Below are 24,513 nucleotides of genomic sequence, written 5' to 3' on the forward strand. Positions count from 1 at the left end.
TCGACGTTTGAAGAGCCGCCCGAGCACTGCCATAAGCGCGCCCATGGCCGCCCCTCCGCTTCTCACCCTTCAGGATGCCGCGCTGACCTTCGGCGGCACGCCGTTGATCACCCGCGCCGACCTCACCATCGCGCCGGGTGACCGGACCTGCCTCGTCGGCCGCAACGGCTCGGGCAAGTCGACCCTCATGAAGATCGCCGCCGGACTGGTGGAGCCGGACAAGGGGCGCCTGTTCGTCCAGCCCGGCACGACGATCCGCTACCTCGCCCAGGAACCGGATTTCTCCGGCTTCGCGACCACCCTCGATTTCGTGGAGGCCGGCCTCGCGCCGGGCGATCCGGTTCATCGCGCCCGCTATCTCCTCGAAAGCCTCGGCATGACCGGCGAGGAGGATCCCTCCCGTCTGTCGGGCGGTGAGGGGCGCCGGGTGGCGCTGGCCCGGGCGCTGGCGCCCGAGCCCGACGTGCTGCTCCTCGACGAGCCGACGAACCACCTCGACCTGCCAGCCATCGAATGGCTCGAGGCCGAGCTGAAGGGCATCCGCGCCGCCCTCGTCCTCATCAGCCACGACCGGCGCTTCCTCTCGGCCCTGTCGCGGGCCACGGTCTGGCTCGACCGGGGCGAGACCCGGCGGATCGAGCAGGGCTTCTCCGGCTTCGAGGCGTGGCGCGACGCCTTCCTCGAGGAAGAGGAGCGCAACCAGCACAAGCTCGACCGCAAGATCGCCGACGAGGAGCACTGGCTGCGCTACGGCGTCACCGCCCGGCGCAAGCGCAACGTCCGCCGCCTCGGCAACCTCCACGCCCTGCGCAAGGACCGGCGGGAGCACCGCCGCCCTGTGGGCTCGGTGAGCATGCAGGCGGGCGATGCGGAGGCCTCCGGCACCCTCGTGATGGAGGCCCGCGCAGTCGAGAAATCCTACGGCGAGCGCAGGATCGTGGACGGCGTGACCCTGCGCGTGATGCGCGGGGACCGCCTCGGCATCGTCGGCGCGAACGGGGCGGGCAAGTCCACGCTCATCAAGCTCATGACGGGGGAGATTCCCCCGGACGGTGGCGAGATCGTGCTCGGCACGAACCTCAAGCCGGTGATCCTCGACCAGGGCCGGGCCGCCCTGGAGCCGGGCATGACCGTGACCGACGTGCTCACGGGCGGGAGGGGCGACAGCGTCACCGTCAACGGCCGCAGCCGCCACGTCATCGGCTACCTCAAGGACTTCCTGTTCGCCCCCGAGCAGGCGCGCACGCCGGTCTCGGTCCTGTCGGGCGGCGAGCGCAACCGCCTGCTCATCGCCAAGGCCCTGGCCCAGCCCTCGAACCTCCTCGTCCTCGACGAGCCCACCAACGACCTCGACCTCGAAACCCTCGACCTGCTGCAGGAGATGCTGGACGATTACGAGGGTACCCTGCTGCTCGTGAGCCACGACCGAGACTTTCTCGACCGGGTGGTCGGCAGCGTGCTGGTCTCGGAAGGGGATGGACGCTGGGTGGAGTACGCCGGCGGCTACACGGACATGCTCGGCCAGCGCGGCAAGGGTGTCGAAGCCCGCGCCTCCGGGAAGTCCAAGGACAAGCCCGAGAAGGCCGAGCCACGGGAGCGGGCCGCCCCCCCGCCGCCGGGCAAGCCGAAGCTCGGCTTCAAGGACCAGCACGAACTGAAGACGCTTCCGGCGCGGATCGAGAAGCTGGAGAAGGCCATCGTCCAGTTGAAGGGCATCCTGGAGGATGCCGACCTCTACGCCCGCGATCCCGCCCGCTTCGAGAAGGCCAGCACGACGCTGGCGCAGGCCGAGACCGAACTCGCCGCCGCCGAGGACCGCTGGCTCGAGCTGGAGATGCTGCGCGACGGGTGATCCCGCGTCACCGCCTTCATGCCGCCCGAAACGCCCTGTGCTATGAGGGCGCCGCCCCTTCACCGGATCCGATCCGTGCCCCAGCCCGAGACGTCCGCCCGTGCCCTGCGCCGTGCCGGTTGGCTCCTCGGCCTGCTGCCGCTGGCCGGCATCTGGGTGGGCACGGCCCTGTGGTCCGCGCATCGGCTGTCGGCGCGTATCCTGGCGGCGGGCGAGGGCATCGTCTCCCGCACCGCGCCCGAGCATGGCGAGCCGTGGCTGCGCCTCTCCCTCAGCGGACGCGACCTGATCGCCGAGGGCGAGGCGCCCGATGCCGGGCGGCGGGCCATCGTGCTCGCGGAACTCGGCGTCCTCGAAGGCCCCCGGCGGATCGTCTCCGAGATCGGCCTCGTGGAGACGGCCGCCCCCTTCCAGTGGGCCGCCACCCGTGTGGGCCCGGCAAGCGTCGCCCTCGAAGGCCACCGGCCGGTGGAAATCGGGCGGCGGGCGCTGGAGGTGGAGGTGACCGGCGCCATCGGCACCGGCACGCAGGTGCGCGACGCAGCCCGGGCCGCGAGGGGGGCGCCCCCGGATTTCGCGGCCGCCGCCGCCTTCCTCGCCGCGCGCCTGCCCGGCCTCGCCCCCGGCGGACGGGCGACCCTCACGGACACGGTCCTCGCCGTCAGCGGCGAGGCGGTGGACCTCACGGCGTACGATTCCCTACGCACGGCGCTGGCGCGTCCCCCCGAGGGATTCAGCGTGGGCAAGGTGGAGATCCTGCCGCCGCGCATCGCGGACTACCGCCTCACCCTTACCCGCACGGGGACGGGCGTCGCTCTCACCGGCTACGTGCCCTCCGAGGCCGCGCGGCAGGCCGCCCTGGCCACGGCCACCGCCCTCGGTGACGGAAGCCCGGTGGACGACCGCCTGCAGACCGCCCGCGGCCTCCCGGAGGCCGTCGATCCCCGGGCCCTCCTCGACCTGATGGGCCGCGCCGCCGCGCTGATCCAGTCCGGCGAGGTGACCTATTCCGGCGGGGCCGTCTCGATCCGGGGCGACGCCATCGATCCCCAGGCCATCCCCGAGGCCGAGGCCCTCCTACGGGACGGGCGCCCGGGCGGCGTCGCCGCTGGGACGGTGGCCCTCTCCGCCCGTCCGCTCTCGCCCTACCGGGTCAGCCTCCGCCGCACCTCCGACGCCGTGACCGTGAGCGGCCACGTTCCCGACGAGGAGACCCGGCGCCGGATCGTCGCCGCCCTGCGCCAGCGCCTGTACCGGGAGCCGGTGCTCGACCGGACGCGCCTTGCCGACGGCGCGCCGCCGAACCTCGCTGCGGCCCTCGAAGCGGGGGCGGGCCTCCTGACCACGCTGGCCTCGGGCGAGGTCGCGGTGAACGACCGCAGGCTCACCCTCTCCGGCGAGACGCTCTACCGGGAGGCGGCCACCCGCGCGCCGGCCCGCCTCGCGGCGGTGCTGCCCGCAGGCTGGGAGGGCCGCGCGGAGGTCGCGGCGAGGGATCCCGAGGACCGACGCGACGCGGAGACATGCCGCCGGGGCGTCGCCGCCGCCACGGCCACCGCCGACCTGCGCTTCCCCGTTGGCAGCGCCAGCCTCACCGCGGCCTTCTACCCGGCCCTCGATGCGCTTGCGGCCCTGGGCAAGGTCTGCCCGGACCTGCACGTCGCCGTCTCCGGGCCTGCCGACCCGCCGGGGGCCAAGGCGCCGCCTCCGGAGAAGCCGCCGCAGGCCGAAAAGCCCGCCGATGCCGCAAAATCCTCCGCCAAGCCGGCGCCGAAGAAGGCGGCCAAGGCGGGCGAGCGGAAGCCGGATGCCAAGGAGGCGGAGGATGCCTCCGCCGCGGAGGCCAAGGCGAAAGCGAGGGCCGAGGACGAGGCGTCCGGCCTCGCCCGCCAGCGGACCAACGCCTTGGTCGAGTACCTGCTTCAGGCCGGGATGCGTCCGGGGCAGGTGACGGCGGGACCCGACCTCGGCGCCGGTCCGGCGGCCGTGGCCCTTCTGCCGTGAGCCGGCGCCGGATCGAGGTGGGGACGAGGCGCCGTTGATCCCGCTCCTGATCAACCTTTGGCCGGGCCTCGCCGGGGCGCTCGCCCTCGGCATCGTCGTGGGTGTCGTGACTGGATGGCCCCGCAGCCGAACCGTGTCCCTGGTCCTCTCCGGTCTGGCGCTCGTGCTCATCCTCCTGGCGACGGCCCAGGCGGTGCCGGGCGTGCCGGGCTTCTGGATCGAGGCGGCGGCCCTGATGCTGCCGCTCTACATCACCGGATGTGCGGTCGGCGCGTTGGGGAACCGAACGAACGACGCCGGACGTTGAAAAGGCGGACAGCGCGACGGGAGACGCCCATGGGGATGCTCGAATCGGTGATCGGCGGCGTGCTCGGTCAGGTCTTCGGCGGGCGACAGGGCGGTATGTCGCCCCTGGTGAAGGCCCTGCTGATGCTGCTCCTCGCCAAGGGCGCGAGCGGCGGCTTCGGCGACATCTTCGGCCGGGGCCGCCAGGGTGAGCCCGGCCCCGAGGCCGACCGCTCCGGTGCCGGTCCCTCCGGCGGCGACCGGCCCATGCCCCGGCCCCAGGGCGATTCCGGCGATATCGGCGGCTTCGACCAGTATGGCGGGCGGCGTGACACCGGCCCGGCGAACGGCGATTCCCAGGCCCAGCCCCCGGTGGACGATTCCCTGCCCGGCAGCGGTTTCGACGACCTGTCCGGGATGCTCGGCGGCGACGGCCCTTCGCGCTCCGCCGCCCGCCCGGATGCCGAGGAGATCGGCGGCCTCGGCCCGCTCGTCGACCGCTTCCGCCAAGCGGGCCTCGGCGACGTGATCGGCTCCTGGATCGGCCACGGCGGCAACCATGCCATCGGGCCGGATCAACTCGCGCGGGCGCTGGGCGACGATACGGTGGATGCTCTGGAGCGGGAGACCGGGATGGAACGCGGCGCGCTCCTCTCCGAATTGTCCCAGGCCCTGCCGGAGGTGGTGCACCGCCTCACGCCCCAGGGGCGGTTGCCCTAACGCCACCCGCGCTTGCGAGGGAAGCGAAGCACTTCACGGAGCCGCTTCGCTTTCAGAAGTTTTGCAAGCCCGGCCCGCTTCGGCTTCCCTCGCCACGGCAGCCAGGTCTCCAGGCGGCACGCCGAGAGCTGGCTGCAGCCGCCTTCGCGAGTGAGCGGAACGCGACGCTCCCGGAACGCTGCCCCGGCGAGGGCGGCGGCGCGGTCGTCAGACCCGCCGCATCACCAGCGAGGCGTTGGTGCCGCCGAAGCCGAAGGAATTCGACAGGGCCACGTCCACCCGCATCCGCTTGGCCTCGTGGGGGACGAGGTCCATGCGCGTCTCGACGCTCGGGTTGTCGAGGTTCAGCGTCGGCGGGATCACGCCGTCGCGGATGGTGAGGATCGAGAAGATCGCCTCCACCGCCCCGGCCGCGCCGAGCAGATGGCCCACGGCACTCTTCGTCGAGGACATGGTGGCCTTGGCGGCGTTGTCGCCGAGCAGGCGCTCGACGGCCTTCAGCTCCAGCTCGTCGCCCATGGGCGTCGAGGTGCCGTGGGCATTGATGTAGTCGATGTCCGACGGGGCGATGCCCGCGCGCTTCACCGCCGCCGTCATGCAGCGGAAGGCGCCGTCCCCGTCCGGCGAGGGCGAGGTGATGTGGTAGGCGTCGCCCGAGAGTCCGTAACCGATGATCTCCGCATAGATCTTCGCGCCGCGGGCCTTGGCGTGCTCATACTCTTCCAGCACCACGACCCCCGCGCCCTCGCCCATGACGAAGCCGTCGCGGTCCTTGTCGTAGGGGCGCGACGCCCGCTCCGGGGCGTCGTTGAAGCCGGTGGAGAGGGCGCGGCAGGCGGAGAAGCCCGCGATGGAGAGGCGGTTCACCGGCGATTCGGCGCCGCCCGCCACCATCACGTCGGCGTCGCCCAGCGCGATCAGGCGGCTCGCGTCGCCGATGGCGTGGGCGCCCGTGGAGCAGGCCGTGACGACCGCGTGGTTCGGACCCTTCAGCCCGTGCTTGATCGAGACCTGGCCGGCAGCGAGGTTGATGATGCGCCCGGGAATGAAGAACGGCGAGATCCGGCGGGGGCCCTTCTCGTGCAGGGTGACGGAGGCGTCGTAGATGCCGCCGATGCCACCGATGCCGGAGCCGATCAGCACGCCGGTGGCGTACTTGTCGTCCTCGGTGACGGGGGTCCAGCCCGAATCCGCCAGGGCCTCGTCGGCCGCCGCCATCGCGTAGACGATGAACGGATCGACCTTGCGCTGCTCCTTCGGGTCCATCGCGGCATCGGGGTTGAACGTGCCGTTCGAACCGTCGCCGAAGGGGATCTGGCAGGCGATCCGGCAGGGCAGGTCCGCCGACTCGAAGCCCCGGATCATGCCCGCGCCGCTGTCCCCGGCGACCAGGCGGCTCCAGGTGTGCTCGACCCCGCTGCCGAGCGGCGTGACCATCCCCAGACCCGTGACCACTACCCGCCGCATCGAAGCCGTCCCGTCTAACCTTCAAAACGCATAACGGCGCGGGGGCGAAATCGCCTCAGCCGCGCCGCAGGAAACCCGAACCGACGCCTCAGGCGGCCGTGTTCTTCTCCAGGAACTTCACCGCGTCGCCGACGGTCTGGATCGTCTCGGCGGCGTCGTCCGGAATCTCGACGTTGAACTCTTCCTCGAAGGCCATCACCAGCTCGACGGTGTCGAGGCTGTCGGCACCGAGGTCGTCGATGAAGTTGGCGCTCTCGACCACCTTCTCGGGCTCCACGCCCAGGTGCTCGACGACGATCTTCTTCACGCGCTCAGCGATATCGCTCATCGGTCTTGCGTCCTCGTCCTTAGCTGTGTGTTCGCGTTTTCTTGTGCCGTGGCCCGCCTCGCCTGAGGGCGGTGGATGGCCGGTGTTCGATCGCGCGTGTTTCGAGGTGAACCGGGTCAGCCCCGATGCAGGGGCCTTGGACTGAAAACCCGCTGAACCGTCAACCCCCTGTACGGCTGAACCGGGTGGTAGCACAGGGTTCCGGCGCTGGCGAGAGGCCGTTCACAAAGCGTTCAGAGGTGTGGTTTTTCAGTGCCTTGCCCCCGGATCCGCCTAGATCATCGCCATGCCGCCGTTCACGTGCAACGTGTGCCCGGTGACGTAGCCCGCCTCGGCCGAGGCGAGGTACAGGCAGGCGGCGGCCACCTCCGCGCCCTCGCCGAGGCGCCCGGCCGGGACGCGGGTGAGGATGCCCTCCCGCTGCTTCTCGTTCAGGGCATCGGTCATCGGCGAGGCGATGAAGCCGGGCGCGATGCAGTTCACCGTGATCCCGCGGGAGGCGACCTCGGCGGCGAGCGCCTTGGTGAGGCCGACGAGGCCCGCCTTCGCGGCGGCGTAGTTGCCCTGGCCGGGGTTTCCGGTGGTGCCGACGACGGAGCCGATACCGATGATCCGGCCGTGACGGCGGCGCATCATGCCCTTCACGGCGGCCCGCGACAGGCGGAAGGCGGCGGTCAGGTTCACGGCGATCACCGCGTCCCACTCCTCGTCCTTCATGCGCATGAACAGGTTGTCCCGTGTGATGCCGGCATTGTTCACCAGGATGTCGAGGGGGCCGATCGCCTTCTCGGCGGCGGGCACCAGGGCCTCGACCGCGCCCGTGTCCGAGAGGTTGGCCGGGACGGCGGCGGCGCGCTCGCCGAGTTCCTTCGCGAAGGCTTCCAGCGCCTCGGGCTTCGTGCCCGATAGGGCCACCGTCGCGCCGGCTCCGTGGAGGGTGCGCGCGATGGCTTGGCCGAGGCCGCCGGTCGCGCCGGTGACGAGGGCCTTGCGGCCGGTCAGATCGAACATGGGTCGGTTCCGGGTCAGGGGATGATCAGAGCGTGAAGGCGGCGACATCGGCCGGGGCGCCGACGGAAACCGCCTGGGCGCCCGGCGCGATGCGCTTCACGAGTCCCGCGAGCACCTTGCCGGCGCCGAGTTCGGTGAACTGCGTCACCCCCGCCTCCGCCATGGCGGCGACACTCTCGCGCCAGCGGACGGTGCCGGTGACCTGCTCCACCAGGGCGAGGCGGATGGCCTCGGCCTCGGAGACCGGCGCGGCGGTGACGTTGGCGTAGAGCGGAACGCGCGGCGCGCTCAGGGCGACCTCGGCCAGGGCCTCCCGCATCCGCCGGGCGGCGGGGGCCATCAGGCGGCAATGGAAGGGCGCGGAGACGTTGAGCATCACCGCCCGCTTGATGCCCTTGGCCGAGGCGAGGGCCACCGCGCGCTCCACCGCGGCCTTGTCGCCGGAGAGCACCACCTGCCCGCCGCCGTTGTCGTTGGCAACGTCGCAGACCGCCCCCTCGGCGGCCTCCTCCGCGAGGGCGTGGGCGGCGGCGAGATCGGTTCCGATCAGGGCGGCCATGGCGCCCGCGCCGGGGGAGACCGCCGCCTGCATGGCCTCCCCGCGGATCCGCAGGAGGCGGGCCGCGTCGGTGATCGTCAGGCTCCCGGCGGCGGCGAGCGCCGCATACTCGCCCAGCGAGTGACCGGCGACGCAGGCGACGTCCCGGGTGAGGTCGAGGCCCTTCTCCGCTTCGAGGACGCGCAGGGCGGCGAGGCTCGCCGCCATCAGGGCCGGCTGCGCGTTGGCGGTGAGGGTCAGTTCCTCCACCGGCCCCTCGGCCATGAGGGCGGAGAGCTTCTGGCCCAGCGCCTCGTCCACCTCGTCGAGGACGGCGCGGGCCGGGGCAAAGGCCGCCGCCAGATCCTTGGCCATGCCGACCGCCTGGCTGCCCTGGCCGGGGAAGATGAGTGCGCGCATCGCTGCCGCGGCGCCGGGCGCCGCCCCTCTTCGGGGCCCCCTGCCGCCGACGATGCCGAGGCGGAGACCAAGTCCCTGGAAACGAAGGCGGCGCAGTCGCACCCGTTGCGGCGCGTTGTCAACTGCGCGCCGCACAATGAGACTTGCCGGGGCCGCTCCCCAGAGACTCGGCCGGCGGAGACTGTCTTCGGCCGGTGGTCATGGATAGACACGATCCATGATCGTCCGTCCCCGCCCCACGCTCCTCACCGTCCTGTTCGCCCTGCGCGGGTCGGTGCTGCCCCGCGTGGCGCCCATCGTCGTCGGCCTCACGGCCTTCTCCGTGCTCGTGGTCGCCGCCGAGCAGCGCTGGCCCTCGGTCTTCCCGATCACGGCGGGGGTGGGGCCCTTCACGCTGATCGGCCTCGCCCTCTCGATCTTCCTCAGCTTCCGCAACAACGCCTGCTACGACCGGTGGTGGGAGGCCCGGAAGGCCTGGGGCACTCTCATCTTGGAGACGCGGAGCCTGTCGCGCACCTTCCCGGCGGTGCTGCCGGGCGCAGAGCACCTCGAAACCCGGCGGATCTGCCTCCTGCGCGTGGTTGCCTTCGCCAGCGCGCTTCATGCCGGCCTGCGCGGGGCGGATGAGACCAAGGCCGCCTCCCTGTGGCTCACCAAGTCCGACGGGGCGCTCCTCGTCGACCGGCCGAGCCCGGCGGACGCGATCCTGGCCCTGCTCCTCGCGGACCTGTCCCGGGCCTACCGGGCGGGATCCATCACCGACGTCCTGTTCGCCATGCTGGAACGGCGCGTCGCCGAACTCTCGGCGATCCACACCACCTGCGAGCGCATTCGGCACACGCCGGTCCCCTTCGCCTACACGCTGCTCGTGTACCGGACGGCGTGGCTCTACTGCCTTTTCCTGCCGGTGGGCCTGTCCGGCTCCCTGGGCTGGGCGACGCCGCTGGCGGTGGCCCTCGTCTCCTACACGTTCTTCGGCCTTGACGCCCTGGGCGACGAACTCGAAGAGCCCTTCGGCCGCGAGCAGAACGACCTGCCGATGGACGCGATGCTGCGCACCGTCGAGCGCACCGTGCTCGACGCCGTCGGCGGCCCGCTGCCCCCGCCCCTCGAAGCGGATCATTACTGGTTGAGATAACCGGCCGGACGGATCGGGGTGGCCGCTGTTCACCCCCGGAAACGAGAAAGGCGGCCCGGAGGCCGCCTCTCGTATCTCCCTGGCCCGTCAGGAAAATAATGGTCGGAGTGGCGGGATTCGAACCCACGACCCCTAGTCCCCCAGACTAGTGCGCTAACCGGGCTGCGCTACACTCCGACGCCCCGAAGGGTGCGCGCTCTTAGCTTCTCCTTGCGGGAGAAGGCAAGCCCTGAAACGCACTCCGCAGCACCGATCAGGCATTCCGGACGATCCGTTCCCGGTTTCCGCCTCCGCGGGCCGCGCGGCGGACGGACGATCCCGCCGGTGCGGGCGGGGAGGCCGACCCTGGTTTCGCGGCGCCGTCGCCTGTAGGCAGGGTGCGCATCCGCCCACGACGCGAGGTCAGGCCCCGACCGTGAAGATCCAGCGACCGATCGCCTTCGACCTCACGCGCCTCGTCACCCGCCTCCAGCACACGAGCCCCTCGGGGATCGATCGGGTCGATCTCGCCTATGCCCACGCGGTCCTCGACGGGCCGGGGGAGCGGATGGGCGTGGTCTCGACGGCGTTCGGCCCCCGCGTCCTGGACCGGGAGCGCTCGCAAGCCATCGTCGCGTCGGTGGAGGGGGGTTGGGTCGAGGATCGCCCGGCGGCGCTCGATCCGGCCTATCGCCGCCTCGCCGCCCGGCTCGGGCAATCCCCGGAGGCCGGCGGGCCGCCGGTTCCGGCGCGGCCCGGCATCCCGCCCCTGCGGCGGCGACTGATCCAGGCACGGACGGTGGCCGGGATCCTCGCGGGGTCCCGTCCGGTCGGGAGCCTGCCCCAGGGCTGCCTCTACCTGCACACGTCGCACCTGCGCCTCGACGATCCCCGCCGCTTCGATTGGCTCTACGACCGGCGCGACGTGCGGGCGGCCTTCTTCGTGCACGACGTCATCCCGATCTCCCATCCGGAATACGGGCGTCCCGGCGAAGCCCGGCGCCACGGGGAGCGGATGCGCACCGTGGGGCGGCACGCGGCGGCGATCCTCGTTAACTCCGTCGATACGGGCGACCGCCTGCTGCGGCTCCTCGCCGGATGGGGCCGGTCCCCGCCTCCGGTCGCAGTCGGCCATCTCGGTGTCGAGCCGGCCTTCGGGCGGGACGGACCGCGCCTGCGTCTCGACCGGCCGACCTTCGTCGTCTGCGGCACCATCGAGTCGCGCAAGAACCACTTGCTTCTGTTCCAGCTCTGGCGGGACCTGGCCGAGCGGCTCGGGGAGCGCACGCCGCGCCTCGTGGTGGTCGGACGAAGGGGATGGGAAGCCGAGAGCGCCATCGACATGCTGGAACGCTGCCCCGCCGTGCAGGCGCACGTGGTCGAAGCCACGGGCCTCTCCACCCACGGCCTCGCCGCCCTCCTGCGCTCCTGCACCGCCCTCCTCATGCCGTCCTTCACGGAGGGGTTCGGCATTCCCGTCGTCGAGGCCATGGCCTCGGGTCTGCCCGTCGTCGCCTCGGACATTCCGGCCCACCGGGAGATCGCGGGCGGCCTCGCCCTCCTGCGCGATCCCCTGGACGGTCCCGGCTGGCGGACGGCCATCGAAGCGCTGAGCGAACCCGAATCGGCCCTTCGCGCCGAGCTCGCCGCTCGGCTCGACGCCTACGCCCCGCCCGACTGGCCGGGGCACTTCGCGGCGGTGGCGCCGGTCCTGTCCGCCCTGCCGTGACACGGCGCAGCGCCGACTTGACTGCGACGCCCTAGCGCCCGAGTTGCGTCGCGGGGGACTGACGAATATGGAAAAGCGTCAGCCCCCTCTATCGGGCCGTACACGGAGCGCATGTGGATGACAGTGATCGACCTTGATCGCGAGGCGGTGAAGCAGGGCCTTGCGGATGGGTCCATCCTCGTCATCGACGTGCGCGAGGCCCATGAATACGAGGCTGGCCACATCCCCGGCGCGGTCTCGCACCCCCTGTCGGAGTTCGATCCGTCGGCCCTCGCCGAACTGGTCAGGGCGGATGGCCGCCGGCCGGTCCTCAGCTGCGCGGCCGGGGTGCGGTCCGCGAACGCGCTCGTCGCCGCGCAACGGTCCGGCCTCGAACTCACCGAGCATTATCGCGGCGGCTTCAAGGATTGGTACGCAGCCGGCGAAGAGATCGCCCGGTAATCCGCACGCCCAGACCGGGCGAGCGCTGTCATGTGTGTTCGCGCACAAGCGTTTCTGCCGAAGCGGTAGTAGCGCGCGGTAGCCAAGGGACGAAAAACAATTCCGATGCGCAGCCGACTCGCACGCACCTTCACGCTTCTCGTCGGCTTCGCCGCGGTCGCATCCACCCTTCCATCCGCCGCCCGGGCCCAGGCGCCCGGCGGTCCGCCGCCGAAGGTCACGGTCGCCAAGCCCGTCGTCCGGCAGATCGTCGAGCAGGATCAATATACCGGCCGGTTCGATCCGGTCGAATACGTCGAGGTGCGCGCCCGGGTGACGGGCTACCTGGAAAAGATCAACTTCATGGACGGCCAGACGGTGAAGAAGGGCGACGTGCTCTTCGTCATCGACCGGCGGCCCTACAAGGCGGCGCTGGAGCAGGCCCAGGCGGCCCTGTCTTCGGCCAAGGCCCGGCAGAACTTCTCCGTCACCGACTTGGAGCGCGCGCAGACGCTCTCGCGCAGCGGCAACATCTCGGAGCAGGTCACGGACCAGCGGCGGCAGGCGTCGCAGACCGCCCAGGCCGACGTCGACAGCGCCCAGGCGGCCCTCGACAACGCCCAGCTCAACTACAACTTCACGGAGGTGAAGTCGCCGATCGACGGGCGGATCAGCCAGCGCAACGTCACCGAGGGCAACATCGTCATCGCGGACCAGACGCTGTTGACCACGATCGTCTCCCTCGATCCGATCTATTTCAGCTTCTTCGTCGATGAGAAGGCGTTTCTGAAGTATCAGAACTCCCTCGGCATCGGCATGGGGCAGACCCAGCGGGGCAAGGGCGTGCCGATCGCCATCGCCCTGTCCGGCGAGGCGAAGCCGACCCGCAAGGGCACCCTCGACTTCGTGGACAACCGCGTCGACACCAACACCGGCACGGTGCTTTTGCGCGCCACGGTCGAGAATCCCGACAAGTTCATCAAGCCCGGCCTGTTCGGCATCGTCGCGATGCCGGCGACCAAGCCCTACCAGGGCATCCTCCTGCCCGACGACGCGGTGGCCGCCAACCAAGACAAGCGCATCGTCTATCTCCTCGGACCCGAGAACACGATCCAGCAGCGGGACGTGAAGCTGGGGCCGAAGGTCGATGGCTACCGGGTTATCCAGGACGGGCTGAAGGGCGACGAGATGGTGGTGGTCAACGGGCTGTCGCGGGTCCGCCCCGGTGCCAAGGTGACGCCGGAGACCATCGAGCTTCCGCCGAGCAAGACCTGAGCGGACGGGATTCGCGCGCCGGTCGCCCGGCGTCGCACGGACGACGCGGGGCGCAGGGCGGGGGACGAAACCCCCGCCACGCGCCATCGAGCGGTTCCTACAGGCGCGGATCCCGGATCCTGCGCCGGGGGCCGCGAGGCAGAGACTGACGAGGCGCGGCCGGGCCCACGGGCCGAATGCTCCTCCATGAGGTTCGACCGATGCGTTTCGCCCATTTCTTCGTCGACAGGCCGATCTTCGCGTCCGTCACGTCGATCGTGTTCCTGATCCTCGGCTTCGTCGCCTACGAGACGCTGCCGGTCTCGCAATATCCCGAGATCGTGCCGCCCACCGTGACCGTGCGCGCCTCCTATCCCGGCGCCAACGCCGAGACGGTGGCGGCCACCATCGCGACGCCGATCGAGCAGGAGGTCAACGGCGTCGACAACATGCTCTACATGACGTCGCTGTCGACCAACGACGGCAACATGCTGCTGACCGTCACGTTCAAGGTCGGCACCAACCTCGATATCGCCAACGTGCTGGTGCAGAACCGCCTCTCGGTCGCCCAGCCGCGCCTGCCGCCGGACGTGCGCAACCTCGGCGTCACCGTGCGAAAGGCGTCGCCCGACCTGATGCTGGTCGTGCACCTGCTCTCGCCGAACAAGACCTACGACCAGAACTACCTCGCCAACTACATCTACCTGAACATCCGCGACGAGTTGCTGCGCCTCGACGGCGTGGGCGACATCACGGTGTTCGGCGGCAGCGAGTATGCCGAGCGCATCTGGGTCGATCCCAACAAGCTCGCCGCCTACGGCCTCTCAGTCACGGACGTCACCTCCGCCCTGCAGGAGCAGAACGTCCAGGTCGCCGCCGGCCAGCTCAACGGGCCGCCCGCCGCCAAGGGCGAGGCGTTCCAGCTCGTCGTGCAGTCCCAGGCCCGGTTCAAGACGCCGGAGCAGTTCGCAGAGGTGATCATCAAGGCGTCGAACGGGCGCCTCGTCCGCGTGAAGGACATTGCCCGCGTCGAGATGGGGCAGAAGGACTACACCACCAACTCCTTCCTGAACGAGACGCCCGCCGTCGGAATCGGTGCCTTCCAGCGCCCCGGCACCAACGCCCTGGAGGCCGCGGCCTCGGTCAAGCGCGTGATGGAGCAGGTCAAGGCGAAGTTCCCGCCCGATGTCGAGTACCGCATCGCCTACAACCCGACCGAGTTCATCGAGGAGTCGATCCAAGAGGTCTACAAGACTCTGTTCGAGGCGGTGGGCCTCGTGGTCATCGTGGTGCTCGTCTTCCTCCAGAGTTGGCGGACGGCGCTGATCCCGGTGATCGCGATCCCCGTCTCGCTGATCGGCACCTTCGCCGCGATGGCGGCGTTCGGGTTCTCGCTGAACAACCTGACCCTGTTCGGGCTCGTGCTCGCCATCGGCATCGTGGTGGACGACGCCATCGTGGTGGTGGAGAACGTCGAGCGCAACATGGCCGAGGGGCTCTCCCCCGGCGATGCCGCGCACAAGACCATGGACGAGGTGGGCGGCGCGGTCATCGCCATCGCCCTGGTGCTGGCGGCGGTGTTCGTGCCCACCGCCTTCATCCCCGGCATCTCCGGCCAGTTCTACAAGCAGTTCGCCCTGACCATCGCGGCCTCGACGCTGATCTCGGCCTTCAACTCGCTGACCCTGTCGCCGGCGCTCTGCAAGATCCTCCTGAAGCCGCACCATGCACGGAAGGAGCCGCGCTTCTTCCTGACCCGGTTCGTCAACTGGCTGGCGAACGGCTTCAACCGCGCCTTCGACGCGACCTCGGAGTACTACGGCCGGTCCGTCAGGGTACTGACCGCCGGGGTCATCGGCCTCGGCGTAATGCTGCTGGTCTATGCGGGCGTGATCGCCGGGACGTTGCATCTCGCGCAGACCACGCCGACGGGCTTCATCCCGGATCAGGACCAGGGCTACCTGATCGGCGTGGTGCAGTTGCCGTCCGGCTCCTCCCTCGACCGGACCACCGACGTGATCCTCAAGGCCGCCGCGCAGGCGCGCAAGGTGGACGGTGTGACCAACGCCGTGATCATCGCGGGCTTCGACGGCGCCACCTTCACCAACACCACCAATGCCGGCGTGATGTTCCTCACGCTTAAGAACGCCAAGGAACGCGCGGAGACGGGCCGCACCGCCGCCGTCGTCACCGGCGACGTGCTCAAGGCCACGAGCGGTATCCAGGAGGCGCGGGTCATCGTGATCCCGCCGCCTCCGGTCCGTGGCCTCGGCAACGGCGGCGGCTTCAAGATGCAGGTGGAGAGCCGCCAATCCTCGGATATCGGCGCCCTCACCGCCGCCGCCGGCCAATTGATCGGCGCGGCCAACCAGAGCAACGACGTGCAGCGGGTCTTCACGACCTTCGACAACTCGACGCCGCAGCTCTACCTCGACATCGACCGCACCATCGCGCGGATGCTGAACGTGCCGCTGGCCAACGTGTTCTCGTCGGTCCAGGCGGATCTCGGCGGCACTTACGTCAACGACTTCAACACCCTCGGCCGCATCTACCAAGTGCGGTTGCAGGGCGACGCGGCGTTCCGCACGTCGATCCAGGACATCTCGCAGATCAAGGTGCGCTCTTCCACCGGGGCTCTGGTGCCGATGGGGACGCTCGCCAGCGTGCGGGACGTGACCGGTCCGCAGATCGTCCAGCGCTTCAACCTGTACTACTCGATTCCCGTGCAGGGCGTGGCCAAGCCCGGCGTCTCGACGGGCACGGCGCTCGCCGCGATGGAGGACCTCGCCAAGAAGAACCTTCCGGACGGCTATTCCTACGACTGGACCGAGATCGCCTACCAGCAGAAGGCGGCGAGCGGCACGGGCGCCTACGTCTTCGCGCTCGGCGTGCTCCTCGTCTTCCTCGTCCTGGCGGCTCAGTACGAGTCCTGGACCCTGCCGCTCGCGATCCTCCTGGTGGTGCCGACGGGCGTGCTCGCGGCCCTGGGCGGCGTGCAGTTCCGGGGGCAGGACAACAACATCCTCACCCAGATCGGCCTGATCGTGCTGATTGGCTTGGCCGCCAAGAACGCGATCCTGATCGTGGAATTCGCCCACGACATCGAGCAGCGGGAGCGGCGCGGGCCGGTTGAGGCGGCGGTGGAGGCTTGCCGCCTGCGCCTGCGGCCGATTCTGATGACGGCCTTCGCCTTCATCCTCGGTACGCTGCCCCTCGTCATCGCGACGGGCCCCGGCGCCGAGATGCGCCAGGCGCTCGGCACCGCCGTGTTCTTCGGAATGATTGGCGCGACCTTCTTCGGCCTGTTCCTGACGCCGGTCTTCTACGTGGTGATCCGGAAGCTCGCGATCCGCGTCGGGCGCTTCCGCAAGAAGTCCGGCGATGGGCACGGCACGGGAGGGGCGACCCCCGCCCACGGGTGATGCGCGCCCTCGGCCGTCTCGTCCTCGGCGGATTCGCCCTGCTCCTCGCGGTCACCGCGGGGGGCGTCGCCCTGACGCTCGCCCTGCTGTTCGATCCCGGTGCGAATGCGTGGCTCACCCAGGGGGCGCTGGCCGGGCTGGATGCCGCCTTCGGCGACATGGCCGCGGGGTTGCCGCCGGAGAGCGTGCTCATGCTCGTGGCGGGGCTCGCCAAGGCGCTGTTCCTGCTCCTCTTCGTGCCACCGGTGGTCGTGGCGACGGCCGGCGAGGTCATGGGCCGGCGCAGCCTTCTCTGGTACGGCGGCGGCTGTGGGCTGCTGACCGCGCTGCTGCCCTGGCTCGTGCGGGGGTCCCCCCGCCCCGGCTCCCCCGGCGTCGCCGCCGCTGAGGCGCGCCTGACGCTGATCCTCTTCGTGGTGGGGGCGTCGGCCGGCCTCGTTTACTGGCTGGTCGCCGGACGCAGCGCGGGCCGGACGGACGGTCCGGCACCGACCTGAGGTGGAATTCCCCCGCCGCCCCCGTCCAAGGCGGCATCCACAAAGGCCGAAAATGATCTAAAGGGAGCGTCCACGGAACGGTCCCGATGCTCGCCCTGCGCTCCCTCGCCTTCAACCTCTGCTTCTACCTCGCGACGACGGTCATCGCGACGGTCGGCCTGCCCGCTCTCGCGTCCCGGCGGGGCGTCCTGCGCGTGGCCCGCCTCTGGGGCCGGGTGAGCCTCTGGCTCCTGCACCACGTGGCGGGCACGGAGGTCGAGTTCCGGGGCCGGGAGAACATCCCTCCCGGACCGCTCCTCGTCGCGGCCAAGCACCAGTCCGCCCTGGAGACACTGGCGCTCTGCGTGGTCTTCCCGGAATTCGCCTATGTCCTGAAGCGCGAACTCCTCGCCATCCCGCTGCTCGGCTGGTTCTTCTCCCGGGGTGGAATGGTCGCGATCGACCGGTCCAAGGGCACGCGGGCGATGAGCCTGATGAACGCCTCCGCCGCGCGGGCCGTCGCGGAGGGGGCGCAACTCATCGTCTTTCCCGAGGGCACCCGCCGGGCTCCGGGGGCGCCCCCCGCCTACAAGCAGGGCCTCTCCCATCTCTACGTGGCGCTCGGCGTGCCCTGCCAGCCCGTCGCCCTCAACACGGGCCTGTTCTGGTCCCGCAACAGCCTGACCCGGCGGCCCGGCAAGGCCGTGATCGAGTTCCTGCCGCCCATCGCGCCGGGCCTCCCCCGGACGGAGTTCCAGACCCTCGTGCAGGATCGCATCGAGGCCGCCTCGAACGCCCTGATGGGCCGCGGTCTGAGCGATCTGGCGGGCGCGGGCTACGAGGTCGCGCCCGAGGAGGCGCCCGCCGCCACCAACCGGTCCTGAAGCGCGGGCCGAGGTCCGGGGCGCCCCGTCGCGACCTTGTGGAAAACGGGGGCAAAACCCACATACGACTGAGTGGCGAAGCGTCCTTGACGCCTGTGGAAAACTCGTTCTAAAAGAGAACAAATGTCGAACAAAAGAGCCCTGTCCTGGTCGGCCGCGCTCCGCGACCTGAAGGACGATCATCAACGGAGGCAGGACGTGCGTGAGGAACGTTTGAGGACGGCGCAGGGTCTGCGGGGCGCTCCCGCCCTCGCGCTTTCGGCATGGCGCGGCCGGTCGGGGCGCCGCTACGTGGTCGGCGTCCATCCGGCCGGGGAGTTCGATCCCGAGGATATGAACGAGGCGGTGACCATCGCCGTGCGCAGGGACGCCACCGGTATCGCGCAGATGGTGTCCGTGGCGAGTGCGAGCGAGAGCCCACGCGACCATCTCCGCCGGGTCTGGCTCGACCGGGCGCGCCAGCGCGGCGCAACGGAGCTGCACGTTCATCGACTCGCCGAGAGCGAGCGGGAGCGCGGCATCATCGTCGACGACCTTCGCTCCGAAACGGCGGAGCCGCGTCAGGTTTGACCATCTGCGGGCCTTGCGCGGGGGCGTGAAGGCGGGATACGGCCGCGGACCGAACGAACGGCCCGCGGAGGCTTTGGCGCATGACGCAGGGGATGGACAGCCGCAACCGGGTGACGCCCGATGGCGCCCGGCCGGCACGGCGCCGGACCCGGTTGGGATTGTTCCTCCCCTACATTCTCCTCGCCGTGCTTGCGGCGGCCTGGAGCGCGGGCTGGTTTTGGATCCGCGGGAAGGCCGAGGCCGAGATCGACGGCTGGACGGCCCGGGAGGCGGCCGCCGGGCGGACCTGGACCTGTGATCAACGCAGTATCACGGGCTACCCCTTCCGCATCGAATTGCGCTGCGCCTCCCTGGCGCTCAGCCGGTCGGACGGCGGCTTCCGCCTCGGCCCGACCACGGTGGTGGCGCAGATCTATCAGCCCCGCCTCGTCATTCTGCAGAGCCAGGGGCCGTTCCACGTCCAGCAGGGCGACCTGACCGGCGACGTCACGTGGCGCAGCCTCCAGGGCAGCTTCCACGGCGCCGCCGAGGGGTTCACACGCGCCTCGCTGGTCGTCGACGATCCTAACGTGACGGTCGCCGGCGCCGGCATGCAGACCGTCGCCGTGGCGGGACGCCACCTCGAACTGCACGCGCGGCCCGACCCCGTCCGCTACGGCACGGAGGGCGCGGTCGATGTCAGCCTGCAGCTGGCGCAGGCCGCCGTGCCGCTCCTCGACGCCATGACGGGGGGAAATGCACCCCTCGATGCCTCCCTCGACGCCACCGTGTCCCATGCCACGGTCATCGGCACCGGCGCCGTTCCGCGCGAACTGGAGAAGTGGCGGCAGGCCGGCGGCGTCCTCGACCTCGGTGCCCTCTCCCTCGCCAAGGGGGATCAGCGGATCCAGGCCCGGGGCGCCGTCGCCCTCGACGACGCCCACCGCCCCACCGGCCAGATCGACCTGCGCGCGGCGGGCGTCGACGGGCTGATCGGCACCATCGTCGGGCAGAGGTTCGGCTCGAAGGAGGGTGCGCTGGTCGGCCAACTCGTGGGCGGCCTGCTCGGCCTTGGCCGGGGCCGGACGCCGCCGGATCAACCCCCCTCGGAGTCCGGCCCGCCGCTCAAGGCCCTGCCGCCCCTCAAGCTGGTGGACGGGCAGGTGCTGTTCAGCGGCTTCCCGATCCCGAACGTGCGGCTGGCGCCGCTGTATTGAGGCGATCGTCGCCGGTCTGCCGCCGCCCCCGGGCAGATCACCCTGCGCCCTCGCGGACGAAGGGGGACAGACGGTGGGAAGCCGATGCCGTCGGCGAACCCGTCACGCCTTGCCGCCATCCTCCTCCGGCCGCGGGCGGCCGAAATCCGGGGCGGCCGTGTCCTGCCCAAGGGCGACGATGCTGCGGCGGATGGCGCGGGTGCGCGTGAACATGGCGTGCAACGCGTCGCCGTCGCCCCAGCGCACGGCCTTGGCCAAGGCGGCGAGATCCTCGTTGAAGCGGCCGAGCATTTCCAGCACCGCATCGCGGTTGTTGAGGAAGATGTCGCGCCACATCGTCGGGTCCGAGGCGGCGATGCGGGTGAAGTCGCGGAAGCCGCTCGCGGAGAACTTGATCACCTCGGATTGCGTCACCGCCTCCAGGTCGGCGGCGGTGCCGACGATGTTGTAGGCGATGAGGTGCGGGACATGGCTCGTGATGGCGAGAACGAGGTCGTGGTGCTCCGGGCTCATGGTCTCGACGAGGGCTCCCATGCCCTCCCATAGGGCGCGGACCCGCTCGGTGGCCGCGTCGGGCGTGCCGTCGGGCGGGGTGAGGATGCACCACCGGCCCGCGAAGAGGGTCGAGAAGCCCGCATCCGGCCCGGAATACTCGGTGCCGGCGATGGGGTGGCCCGGAACCAGGGCGACGCCGTCCGGCAGGTGAGGCTGGATCGCCGCCACGACGGAGCCCTTCACGGAGCCGACGTCGGACACGACGGCGCCGGGCTTCAGGCGCGAGGCCATGGCCTCGGCGACGGGCCCCATGGCGCCCACGGGCACGCAGAGCACGACGAGGTCGGCGCCCTCCACTCCCTCGGCCGCGTCTCCGGTGACGCGGTCGGCGATGGCGAGGTCCCGTACACGGTCGCGGACGGCCTCGTCGCCGTCGATGGCGACGATGTCGCGCGCGAGCCCGTATCGGCGGGCGGCGCGGGCGATGGAGGAGCCGATCAGGCCGAGGCCGACGATGGCGAGGCGATCGACGGGCGGCGCGGCGGCAGCGGGCTCAGCCACGGGCGCCCCGCACGAAGTCGCCGAGCGCCGCCAGGAACGCCGTGTTCGCCTCGGCGCCCGCCACTGTCACCCGCAGAGCGTTGGGCAGGCCGTAGGCGGCGACCCGTCGGGTGATGAGGCCGCGCTCGGTGAGGAACGCATCCGCATCCTCGGCCGAACGGCCGGGCTCGTCGGGGAAGTGGATGAGTACGAAGTTCGCCACGCTCGGCGTGACGGTGAGGCCGAGCGCCCGCGCGCCGTCCGTGAGCTTCGGCAGCCACTCGGCGTTGTGGGCGGCCGCCGCCGCCATGTGCCCCTCGTCGGCGATGGCCGCGACGCCCGCCGCGATGGCGGGGCCCGACACGTTGAACGGCCCGCGGATGCGGTTGACGGCATCGACCACGTGGGCGGGCGCGAGCATCCAGCCGATCCGCACGGCGGCGAGGCCGTAGATCTTCGAGAAGGTCCGCGTCATCACGACGTTCTCGGACTCCAGGGCGAGTTCCAGGCCGGCGGTGTAGTCGTTCGCCCGCACGTACTCGGCGTAGGCGCCGTCGATCACGAGGAGCACGTGCGGCGGCAGGCCCGCATGCAGACGGCGGATCTCCGGAAAGGAGAGGTAGGTGCCGGTCGGATTGCTCGGGTTCGTCACGTAGACGATCCGCGTGCGCTCCGTGACCCTGGCGAGGATGGCATCGACATCCGTGGTGAGGTCGCGCTCCGGCGCGACCACGGCGGTGCCGCCCGAGGCCAGGATCGCGATCCGGTACACGAGGAAGCCGTGCTCGGAGTAGATGCCCTCGGCCCCCGGCCCGCAATAGGCGTAGGAGAGCAGCGACAGCAACTCGTCGGAGCCCGCGCCGCAGACGATGCGCTCGGGATCGAGCCCGAAGCGCTTGCCGATGGCAGTCCGCAACTCCGTCGCCCGGCCATCGGGATAAACCTCGAGCTTGGCCGTCGCGGCATGCAGGGCGGCCACCGCCGCCGGGCTCGGACCGAGGGGCGTCTCGTTCGAGGAGAGCTTGTGGATCTTGCCGCCGCCGGGCCGACCGCTCTTGCCGGGGACATAGGTGTCGATCGCCAAAACGCCGGGCCGGGGCTCGGGGCGGGCGGTGACGGGCGGGCGGGTGAGGCTGGCGGACATGGGTGATGACGGTCGGACGGCATCGCGGATGCGACGATGCGGTCCCTGTACAGCATTTCGCCCGGCGATGAAGCTGGGCCGGGCGACACCGAGCGACTGCGACGTCGTCGTGGGCGGCCGGATCCGGGTCCACCCCCGGAACAAATGTCGCGGGGCACCGGTCACGTTTCGGCCTGTTGTTTCCCTGAAGGGTCCCAATCTCGGTCGCCATCGCGGGGGCCGGACTGCTTTTGGTGTCGAAGAAACGATGCTTGGCGACTGGCTTCCCTGCTTTCTGTTCGTGGTCGGCATTCTCACGTCCGTCGCGGCCGATTTGCGCCTGAGACGGTGCGACACCGGTTCGTTCTCGAACGGCTGCATCACGGCGGCCGGGGCGGCCCTGGTCTTCGTCGCCTGCGCCGCCGCGCTGCGCTGAGGGGGCGGCCCGCGTTGACGCGCTGAGGGGAGGCGATTACCTCCGCTTGGCACTGCCCGATGGGGCGCCGCCGGCGGCCTGACCGGACCCTGCGGCTCCACGCCGTCGCCGAAGACTCGCCATGGACACCCAACTGGATACGGCCGCGAGGCCGAACGCCGCCGAGATTGCCCCGCCCCGCGCCGCGGAGCCCTCCCAGGCCCTGGAGCCGAAGGGCATGATCGCGCGCTTCGGGCCGGACAAGCCGCTCCTGACCGATGCGGGCGTCCCGCTGGCGCCCTTTCAGGTCGCCTACCAGACCGCAGGCACCCTCAACGCCGACCGCTCCAACGCGGTGCTGATCTGCCACGCGCTGACCGGCGACCAGCACTTCGCCCACACCCATCCCGTCACCGGCAAGCCGGGCTGGTGGGAGACCCTCGTCGGCCCCGGCAAGCCGGTGGATACGGATCGGTATTTCGTCGTCTGCTCGAACGTCATCGGCTCGTGCATGGGGTCCACCGGCCCGGCCTCCGTCGATCCGGCGACCGGCCGCCCCTACGGGCTCGACTTTCCCCTGGTGACGATCCGCGACATGGTCCGGGCGCAGGCGATGCTCCTCGACCACTTCGGCATCGACAGCCTGTTCCTGTGCATCGGCGGCTCGATGGGCGGGATGCAGGTGCTGCAATGGGCGGCGCTGTACCCGGAGCGGGTCTTCGCCGCCATGCCCATCGCCACCGGCGCCCGGCACTCGGCGCAGAACATCGCCTTCCACGAGGTCGGCCGGCAGGCGATCATGGCCGACCCCGCCTGGGCGGACGGGCGATACCTGGAAGAGGGCACCCGCCCCTCCAAGGGACTCGGCGTGGCGCGGATGGGCGCGCACATCACCTACCTGTCCGAGCCGGCACTCCACCGGAAGTTCGGCCGACGCTTCCAGGGCGGCTCGGCGCCGACCTTCTCTTTCAATGCCGACTTCCAGATCGAGAGCTACCTTCGCCACCAGGGGCTGAGCTTCGTCGAGCGGTTCGACGCCAACGCCTACCTCTACCTCACCCGCGCGATGGACTATTTCGACCTCGCCGCGGATCACGGCGGCGTGCTGGCCAACGCCTTCCGGGGCACGAAGACCCGCTTCTGCGTGATCTCCTTCACCTCCGACTGGCTCTTTCCCACGGCGGATTCGCGGGTCATCGTCCACGCGCTGAATGCCGCTGCCGCGCCGGTCGCCTTCGTGGAGGTCGAGACCGACAAGGGGCACGACGCCTTCCTGCTCGACGAGCCGGCGATGTTCGCCGCCGCCCGGGGCTTCATCGACGCCGCCGCGCGGGCACGGGGCCTATGAGCGCGGGTCCGCACGGAGGCACGGCGCCCTGGAGCGCGGCCGAGGGGCTACCCAAGGAGACCGCCGGCGCGCGCGTCGATCACCTGCTGGTGCTCGACATGGTGCCGGCCGGCGCCCGCGTCCTCGACATCGGCTGCGGCGATGGGGCGCTCCTGGCCCTGCTGCGCGACCGCCGCGGCATCGACGGGCGCGGGATCGAGCTGTCCCGCGAGGGGGTGAATGCCTGTCTCGCCAAGGGCCTGCCGGTGATCCAGGGCGACGCCGACACCGACCTCGCCAACTACCCCGACGGCGCCTTCGACGTCGTCGTCATGTCCCAGACCATCCAGGCGACGCGCCAGCCCCGCGCGGTGCTGGAGCACCTCCTGCGGATCGGCCGCCACGTCGTCATCTCTTTTCCGAACTTCGGCCATTGGCGGGTGCGGACGGAACTCGCCCTCCGCGGGCGGATGCCGATGACCGACCTCCTGCCCGAGGCGTGGTACGAGACCGCCAACATCCACCACTGCACGATCCGCGACTTCGTCGGCCTCTGTCGCCTCCTTGGCGCCCGGATCGAAACCGCCGCCGCCCTCGACTCGCGGGGGCGCGCGATGCGCTTCGCCCTGCCGTGGTGGGCGTGGAACCTGTTCGGGGCGCAGGGGGTGTTCCTGCTGACGAAGGAGGGGCGCTAGAGCGGGTTCGGTTTGACTTGGATCGTCGCGTCCCAGTGGGGAACGCGGGCTCCCTCCCCCTTGCGGGGAGGGGAAGGGGTGGGGGTGGTGCAGGAGGCACCGCCGCGCTCCGTCGGCACCGCCCCCACCTCCCACTTCTCCCCGCAAGGGGGAGGAGAGCGCGTCGTGCAAAGCCGATTCAGGTTCGAGCGAAACCGCTATAGTGCAGAGACGCACTCACCTCAT

Annotated in this window: 22 protein-coding genes and 1 tRNA gene; 16 read left to right on the forward strand and 7 right to left on the reverse strand. The window is 70.9% G+C overall.

The window, feature by feature from the left end:
• Positions 1-43 precede the first annotated feature (43 nt).
• The 4 genes from MFF06_RS14280 (at position 44) to MFF06_RS14295 (ending at position 4,861) form a co-directional block, all read left to right on the forward strand.
• Entirely contained in the window at positions 44-1,852 is a 1,809-nt protein-coding gene (locus tag MFF06_RS14280) for an ATP-binding cassette domain-containing protein (protein WP_238204947.1), read from the forward strand.
• Positions 1,853-1,927: 75 nt separating this feature from the next.
• Positions 1,928-3,856 (forward strand): BON domain-containing protein, encoded by a 1,929-nt coding sequence (locus tag MFF06_RS14285; protein WP_238204949.1) that lies wholly within the window; start codon positions 1,928-1,930, stop codon positions 3,854-3,856.
• Between the two features lie 34 nt (positions 3,857-3,890).
• Positions 3,891-4,163, forward strand: a complete 273-nt coding sequence (locus MFF06_RS14290) for a hypothetical protein (RefSeq protein WP_238204951.1) — start codon at positions 3,891-3,893, stop codon at positions 4,161-4,163.
• A 29-nt stretch (positions 4,164-4,192) separates the two neighbouring features.
• Entirely contained in the window at positions 4,193-4,861 is a 669-nt protein-coding gene (locus MFF06_RS14295; RefSeq protein WP_238204953.1) for a YidB family protein, read from the forward strand.
• Positions 4,862-5,068: 207 nt separating this feature from the next.
• Here MFF06_RS14295 and fabF read toward each other — a convergent pair whose 3' ends face one another.
• The 4 genes from fabF to fabD form a co-directional block, all read right to left on the reverse strand.
• A complete protein-coding gene (gene fabF, locus MFF06_RS14300) occupies positions 5,069-6,328 on the reverse strand; it encodes a beta-ketoacyl-ACP synthase II (protein ID WP_238204955.1) in 1,260 nt (419 codons plus the stop codon).
• 88 nt (positions 6,329-6,416) lie between these two features.
• Positions 6,417-6,656 carry an acyl carrier protein gene (locus MFF06_RS14305; RefSeq protein ID WP_238204957.1) on the reverse strand — a complete coding sequence of 80 codons (240 nt, stop codon included), beginning with the start codon at positions 6,654-6,656 and terminating at the stop codon, positions 6,417-6,419.
• A 273-nt stretch (positions 6,657-6,929) separates the two neighbouring features.
• Entirely contained in the window at positions 6,930-7,667 is a 738-nt protein-coding gene (gene fabG, locus MFF06_RS14310) for a 3-oxoacyl-[acyl-carrier-protein] reductase (RefSeq protein WP_238204959.1), read from the reverse strand.
• Positions 7,668-7,692: 25 nt separating this feature from the next.
• Positions 7,693-8,625 carry an ACP S-malonyltransferase gene (gene fabD / locus MFF06_RS14315; protein ID WP_238204961.1) on the reverse strand — a complete coding sequence of 311 codons (933 nt, stop codon included), beginning with the start codon at positions 8,623-8,625 and terminating at the stop codon, positions 7,693-7,695.
• A 217-nt stretch (positions 8,626-8,842) separates the two neighbouring features.
• On the opposite strand from fabD, the gene MFF06_RS14320 reads away from it, so the two are divergent.
• Positions 8,843-9,763 carry a bestrophin family protein gene (locus MFF06_RS14320; protein ID WP_238204962.1) on the forward strand — a complete coding sequence of 307 codons (921 nt, stop codon included), beginning with the start codon at positions 8,843-8,845 and terminating at the stop codon, positions 9,761-9,763.
• Positions 9,764-9,862: 99 nt separating this feature from the next.
• On the opposite strand, the gene MFF06_RS14325 is transcribed toward MFF06_RS14320, so the two are convergent.
• Positions 9,863-9,940 (reverse strand) — tRNA-Pro (locus MFF06_RS14325).
• Positions 9,941-10,184: 244 nt separating this feature from the next.
• Here MFF06_RS14325 and MFF06_RS14330 point away from each other — a divergent pair.
• The 8 genes from MFF06_RS14330 (at position 10,185) to MFF06_RS14365 (ending at position 19,693) form a co-directional block, all read left to right on the forward strand.
• On the forward strand, positions 10,185-11,471 hold the full coding sequence (locus tag MFF06_RS14330; RefSeq protein ID WP_238205125.1) for a glycosyltransferase family 4 protein: 1,287 nt from the start codon (positions 10,185-10,187) through the stop codon (positions 11,469-11,471).
• Positions 11,472-11,588: 117 nt separating this feature from the next.
• Entirely contained in the window at positions 11,589-11,912 is a 324-nt protein-coding gene (locus tag MFF06_RS14335) for a rhodanese-like domain-containing protein (RefSeq protein WP_238204963.1), read from the forward strand.
• Between the two features lie 105 nt (positions 11,913-12,017).
• Positions 12,018-13,166, forward strand: coding sequence for an efflux RND transporter periplasmic adaptor subunit (locus MFF06_RS14340; protein WP_238204964.1), 1,149 nt, complete (start codon positions 12,018-12,020; stop codon positions 13,164-13,166).
• Positions 13,167-13,366: 200 nt separating this feature from the next.
• Positions 13,367-16,567: an efflux RND transporter permease subunit gene (locus MFF06_RS14345; RefSeq protein WP_238204965.1), complete on the forward strand. Its 3,201-nt coding sequence runs from the start codon at positions 13,367-13,369 to the stop codon at positions 16,565-16,567.
• Positions 16,567-17,064, forward strand: coding sequence for a hypothetical protein (locus MFF06_RS14350; RefSeq protein ID WP_238204966.1), 498 nt, complete (start codon positions 16,567-16,569; stop codon positions 17,062-17,064). Before MFF06_RS14345 ends, MFF06_RS14350 begins: the two co-directional genes overlap by 1 nt.
• A gap of 86 nt (positions 17,065-17,150) precedes the next feature.
• Positions 17,151-17,927 carry a lysophospholipid acyltransferase family protein gene (locus MFF06_RS14355; RefSeq protein ID WP_238204971.1) on the forward strand — a complete coding sequence of 259 codons (777 nt, stop codon included), beginning with the start codon at positions 17,151-17,153 and terminating at the stop codon, positions 17,925-17,927.
• Between the two features lie 123 nt (positions 17,928-18,050).
• The gene (locus MFF06_RS14360) at positions 18,051-18,497 is read left to right on the forward strand and encodes a hypothetical protein (protein ID WP_238204973.1); all 447 of its coding nucleotides are present in this window, start codon (positions 18,051-18,053) and stop codon (positions 18,495-18,497) included.
• An 80-nt stretch (positions 18,498-18,577) separates the two neighbouring features.
• Positions 18,578-19,693 carry a DUF2125 domain-containing protein gene (locus MFF06_RS14365; RefSeq protein ID WP_238204975.1) on the forward strand — a complete coding sequence of 372 codons (1,116 nt, stop codon included), beginning with the start codon at positions 18,578-18,580 and terminating at the stop codon, positions 19,691-19,693.
• 102 nt (positions 19,694-19,795) lie between these two features.
• Here MFF06_RS14365 and MFF06_RS14370 read toward each other — a convergent pair whose 3' ends face one another.
• Positions 19,796-20,749 carry a prephenate/arogenate dehydrogenase family protein gene (locus MFF06_RS14370; RefSeq protein ID WP_238204977.1) on the reverse strand — a complete coding sequence of 318 codons (954 nt, stop codon included), beginning with the start codon at positions 20,747-20,749 and terminating at the stop codon, positions 19,796-19,798.
• Positions 20,742-21,872: a pyridoxal phosphate-dependent aminotransferase gene (locus MFF06_RS14375; RefSeq protein WP_238204979.1), complete on the reverse strand. Its 1,131-nt coding sequence runs from the start codon at positions 21,870-21,872 to the stop codon at positions 20,742-20,744. Before MFF06_RS14375 ends, MFF06_RS14370 begins: the two co-directional genes overlap by 8 nt.
• Positions 21,873-22,119: 247 nt before the next feature.
• Here MFF06_RS14375 and MFF06_RS14380 point away from each other — a divergent pair, with 247 nt between their 5' ends.
• The 3 genes from MFF06_RS14380 (at position 22,120) to metW (ending at position 24,288) form a co-directional block, all read left to right on the forward strand.
• Positions 22,120-22,287, forward strand: a complete 168-nt coding sequence (locus MFF06_RS14380) for a hypothetical protein (RefSeq protein ID WP_238204981.1) — start codon at positions 22,120-22,122, stop codon at positions 22,285-22,287.
• 121 nt (positions 22,288-22,408) lie between these two features.
• Complete coding sequence (gene metX, locus MFF06_RS14385; RefSeq protein ID WP_238204984.1) at positions 22,409-23,614, forward strand: homoserine O-acetyltransferase MetX; 1,206 nt, start codon at positions 22,409-22,411, stop codon at positions 23,612-23,614.
• The gene (gene metW / locus MFF06_RS14390; RefSeq protein ID WP_238204985.1) at positions 23,611-24,288 is read left to right on the forward strand and encodes a methionine biosynthesis protein MetW; all 678 of its coding nucleotides are present in this window, start codon (positions 23,611-23,613) and stop codon (positions 24,286-24,288) included. Before metX ends, metW begins: the two co-directional genes overlap by 4 nt.
• Positions 24,289-24,513: the final 225 nt, after the last annotated feature.

It is taken from the genome of Methylobacterium aerolatum, assembly GCF_022179085.1.
Lineage (GTDB): Bacteria > Pseudomonadota > Alphaproteobacteria > Rhizobiales > Beijerinckiaceae > Methylobacterium > Methylobacterium aerolatum.

Coding starts and splice junctions, on each gene's coding strand:
- MFF06_RS14280 (WP_238204947.1), top strand. CDS start 44: ATGGCCGCCCCTCCGCTTCTCACCCTTCAGGATGCCGCGCTGACCTTC.
- MFF06_RS14295 (WP_238204953.1), top strand. CDS start 4,193: ATGGGGATGCTCGAATCGGTGATCGGCGGCGTGCTCGGTCAGGTCTTC.
- fabF (WP_238204955.1), bottom strand. CDS start 6,328: ATGCGGCGGGTAGTGGTCACGGGTCTGGGGATGGTCACGCCGCTCGGC.
- MFF06_RS14305 (WP_238204957.1), bottom strand. CDS start 6,656: ATGAGCGATATCGCTGAGCGCGTGAAGAAGATCGTCGTCGAGCACCTG.
- fabG (WP_238204959.1), bottom strand. CDS start 7,667: ATGTTCGATCTGACCGGCCGCAAGGCCCTCGTCACCGGCGCGACCGGC.
- fabD (WP_238204961.1), bottom strand. CDS start 8,625: ATGCGCGCACTCATCTTCCCCGGCCAGGGCAGCCAGGCGGTCGGCATG.
- MFF06_RS14320 (WP_238204962.1), top strand. CDS start 8,843: ATGATCGTCCGTCCCCGCCCCACGCTCCTCACCGTCCTGTTCGCCCTG.
- MFF06_RS14335 (WP_238204963.1), top strand. CDS start 11,589: ATGACAGTGATCGACCTTGATCGCGAGGCGGTGAAGCAGGGCCTTGCG.
- MFF06_RS14340 (WP_238204964.1), top strand. CDS start 12,018: ATGCGCAGCCGACTCGCACGCACCTTCACGCTTCTCGTCGGCTTCGCC.
- MFF06_RS14345 (WP_238204965.1), top strand. CDS start 13,367: ATGCGTTTCGCCCATTTCTTCGTCGACAGGCCGATCTTCGCGTCCGTC.
- MFF06_RS14350 (WP_238204966.1), top strand. CDS start 16,567: ATGCGCGCCCTCGGCCGTCTCGTCCTCGGCGGATTCGCCCTGCTCCTC.
- MFF06_RS14355 (WP_238204971.1), top strand. CDS start 17,151: ATGCTCGCCCTGCGCTCCCTCGCCTTCAACCTCTGCTTCTACCTCGCG.
- MFF06_RS14360 (WP_238204973.1), top strand. CDS start 18,051: ATGTCGAACAAAAGAGCCCTGTCCTGGTCGGCCGCGCTCCGCGACCTG.
- MFF06_RS14365 (WP_238204975.1), top strand. CDS start 18,578: ATGACGCAGGGGATGGACAGCCGCAACCGGGTGACGCCCGATGGCGCC.
- MFF06_RS14375 (WP_238204979.1), bottom strand. CDS start 21,872: ATGTCCGCCAGCCTCACCCGCCCGCCCGTCACCGCCCGCCCCGAGCCC.
- MFF06_RS14380 (WP_238204981.1), top strand. CDS start 22,120: ATGCTTGGCGACTGGCTTCCCTGCTTTCTGTTCGTGGTCGGCATTCTC.
- metX (WP_238204984.1), top strand. CDS start 22,409: ATGGACACCCAACTGGATACGGCCGCGAGGCCGAACGCCGCCGAGATT.
- metW (WP_238204985.1), top strand. CDS start 23,611: ATGAGCGCGGGTCCGCACGGAGGCACGGCGCCCTGGAGCGCGGCCGAG.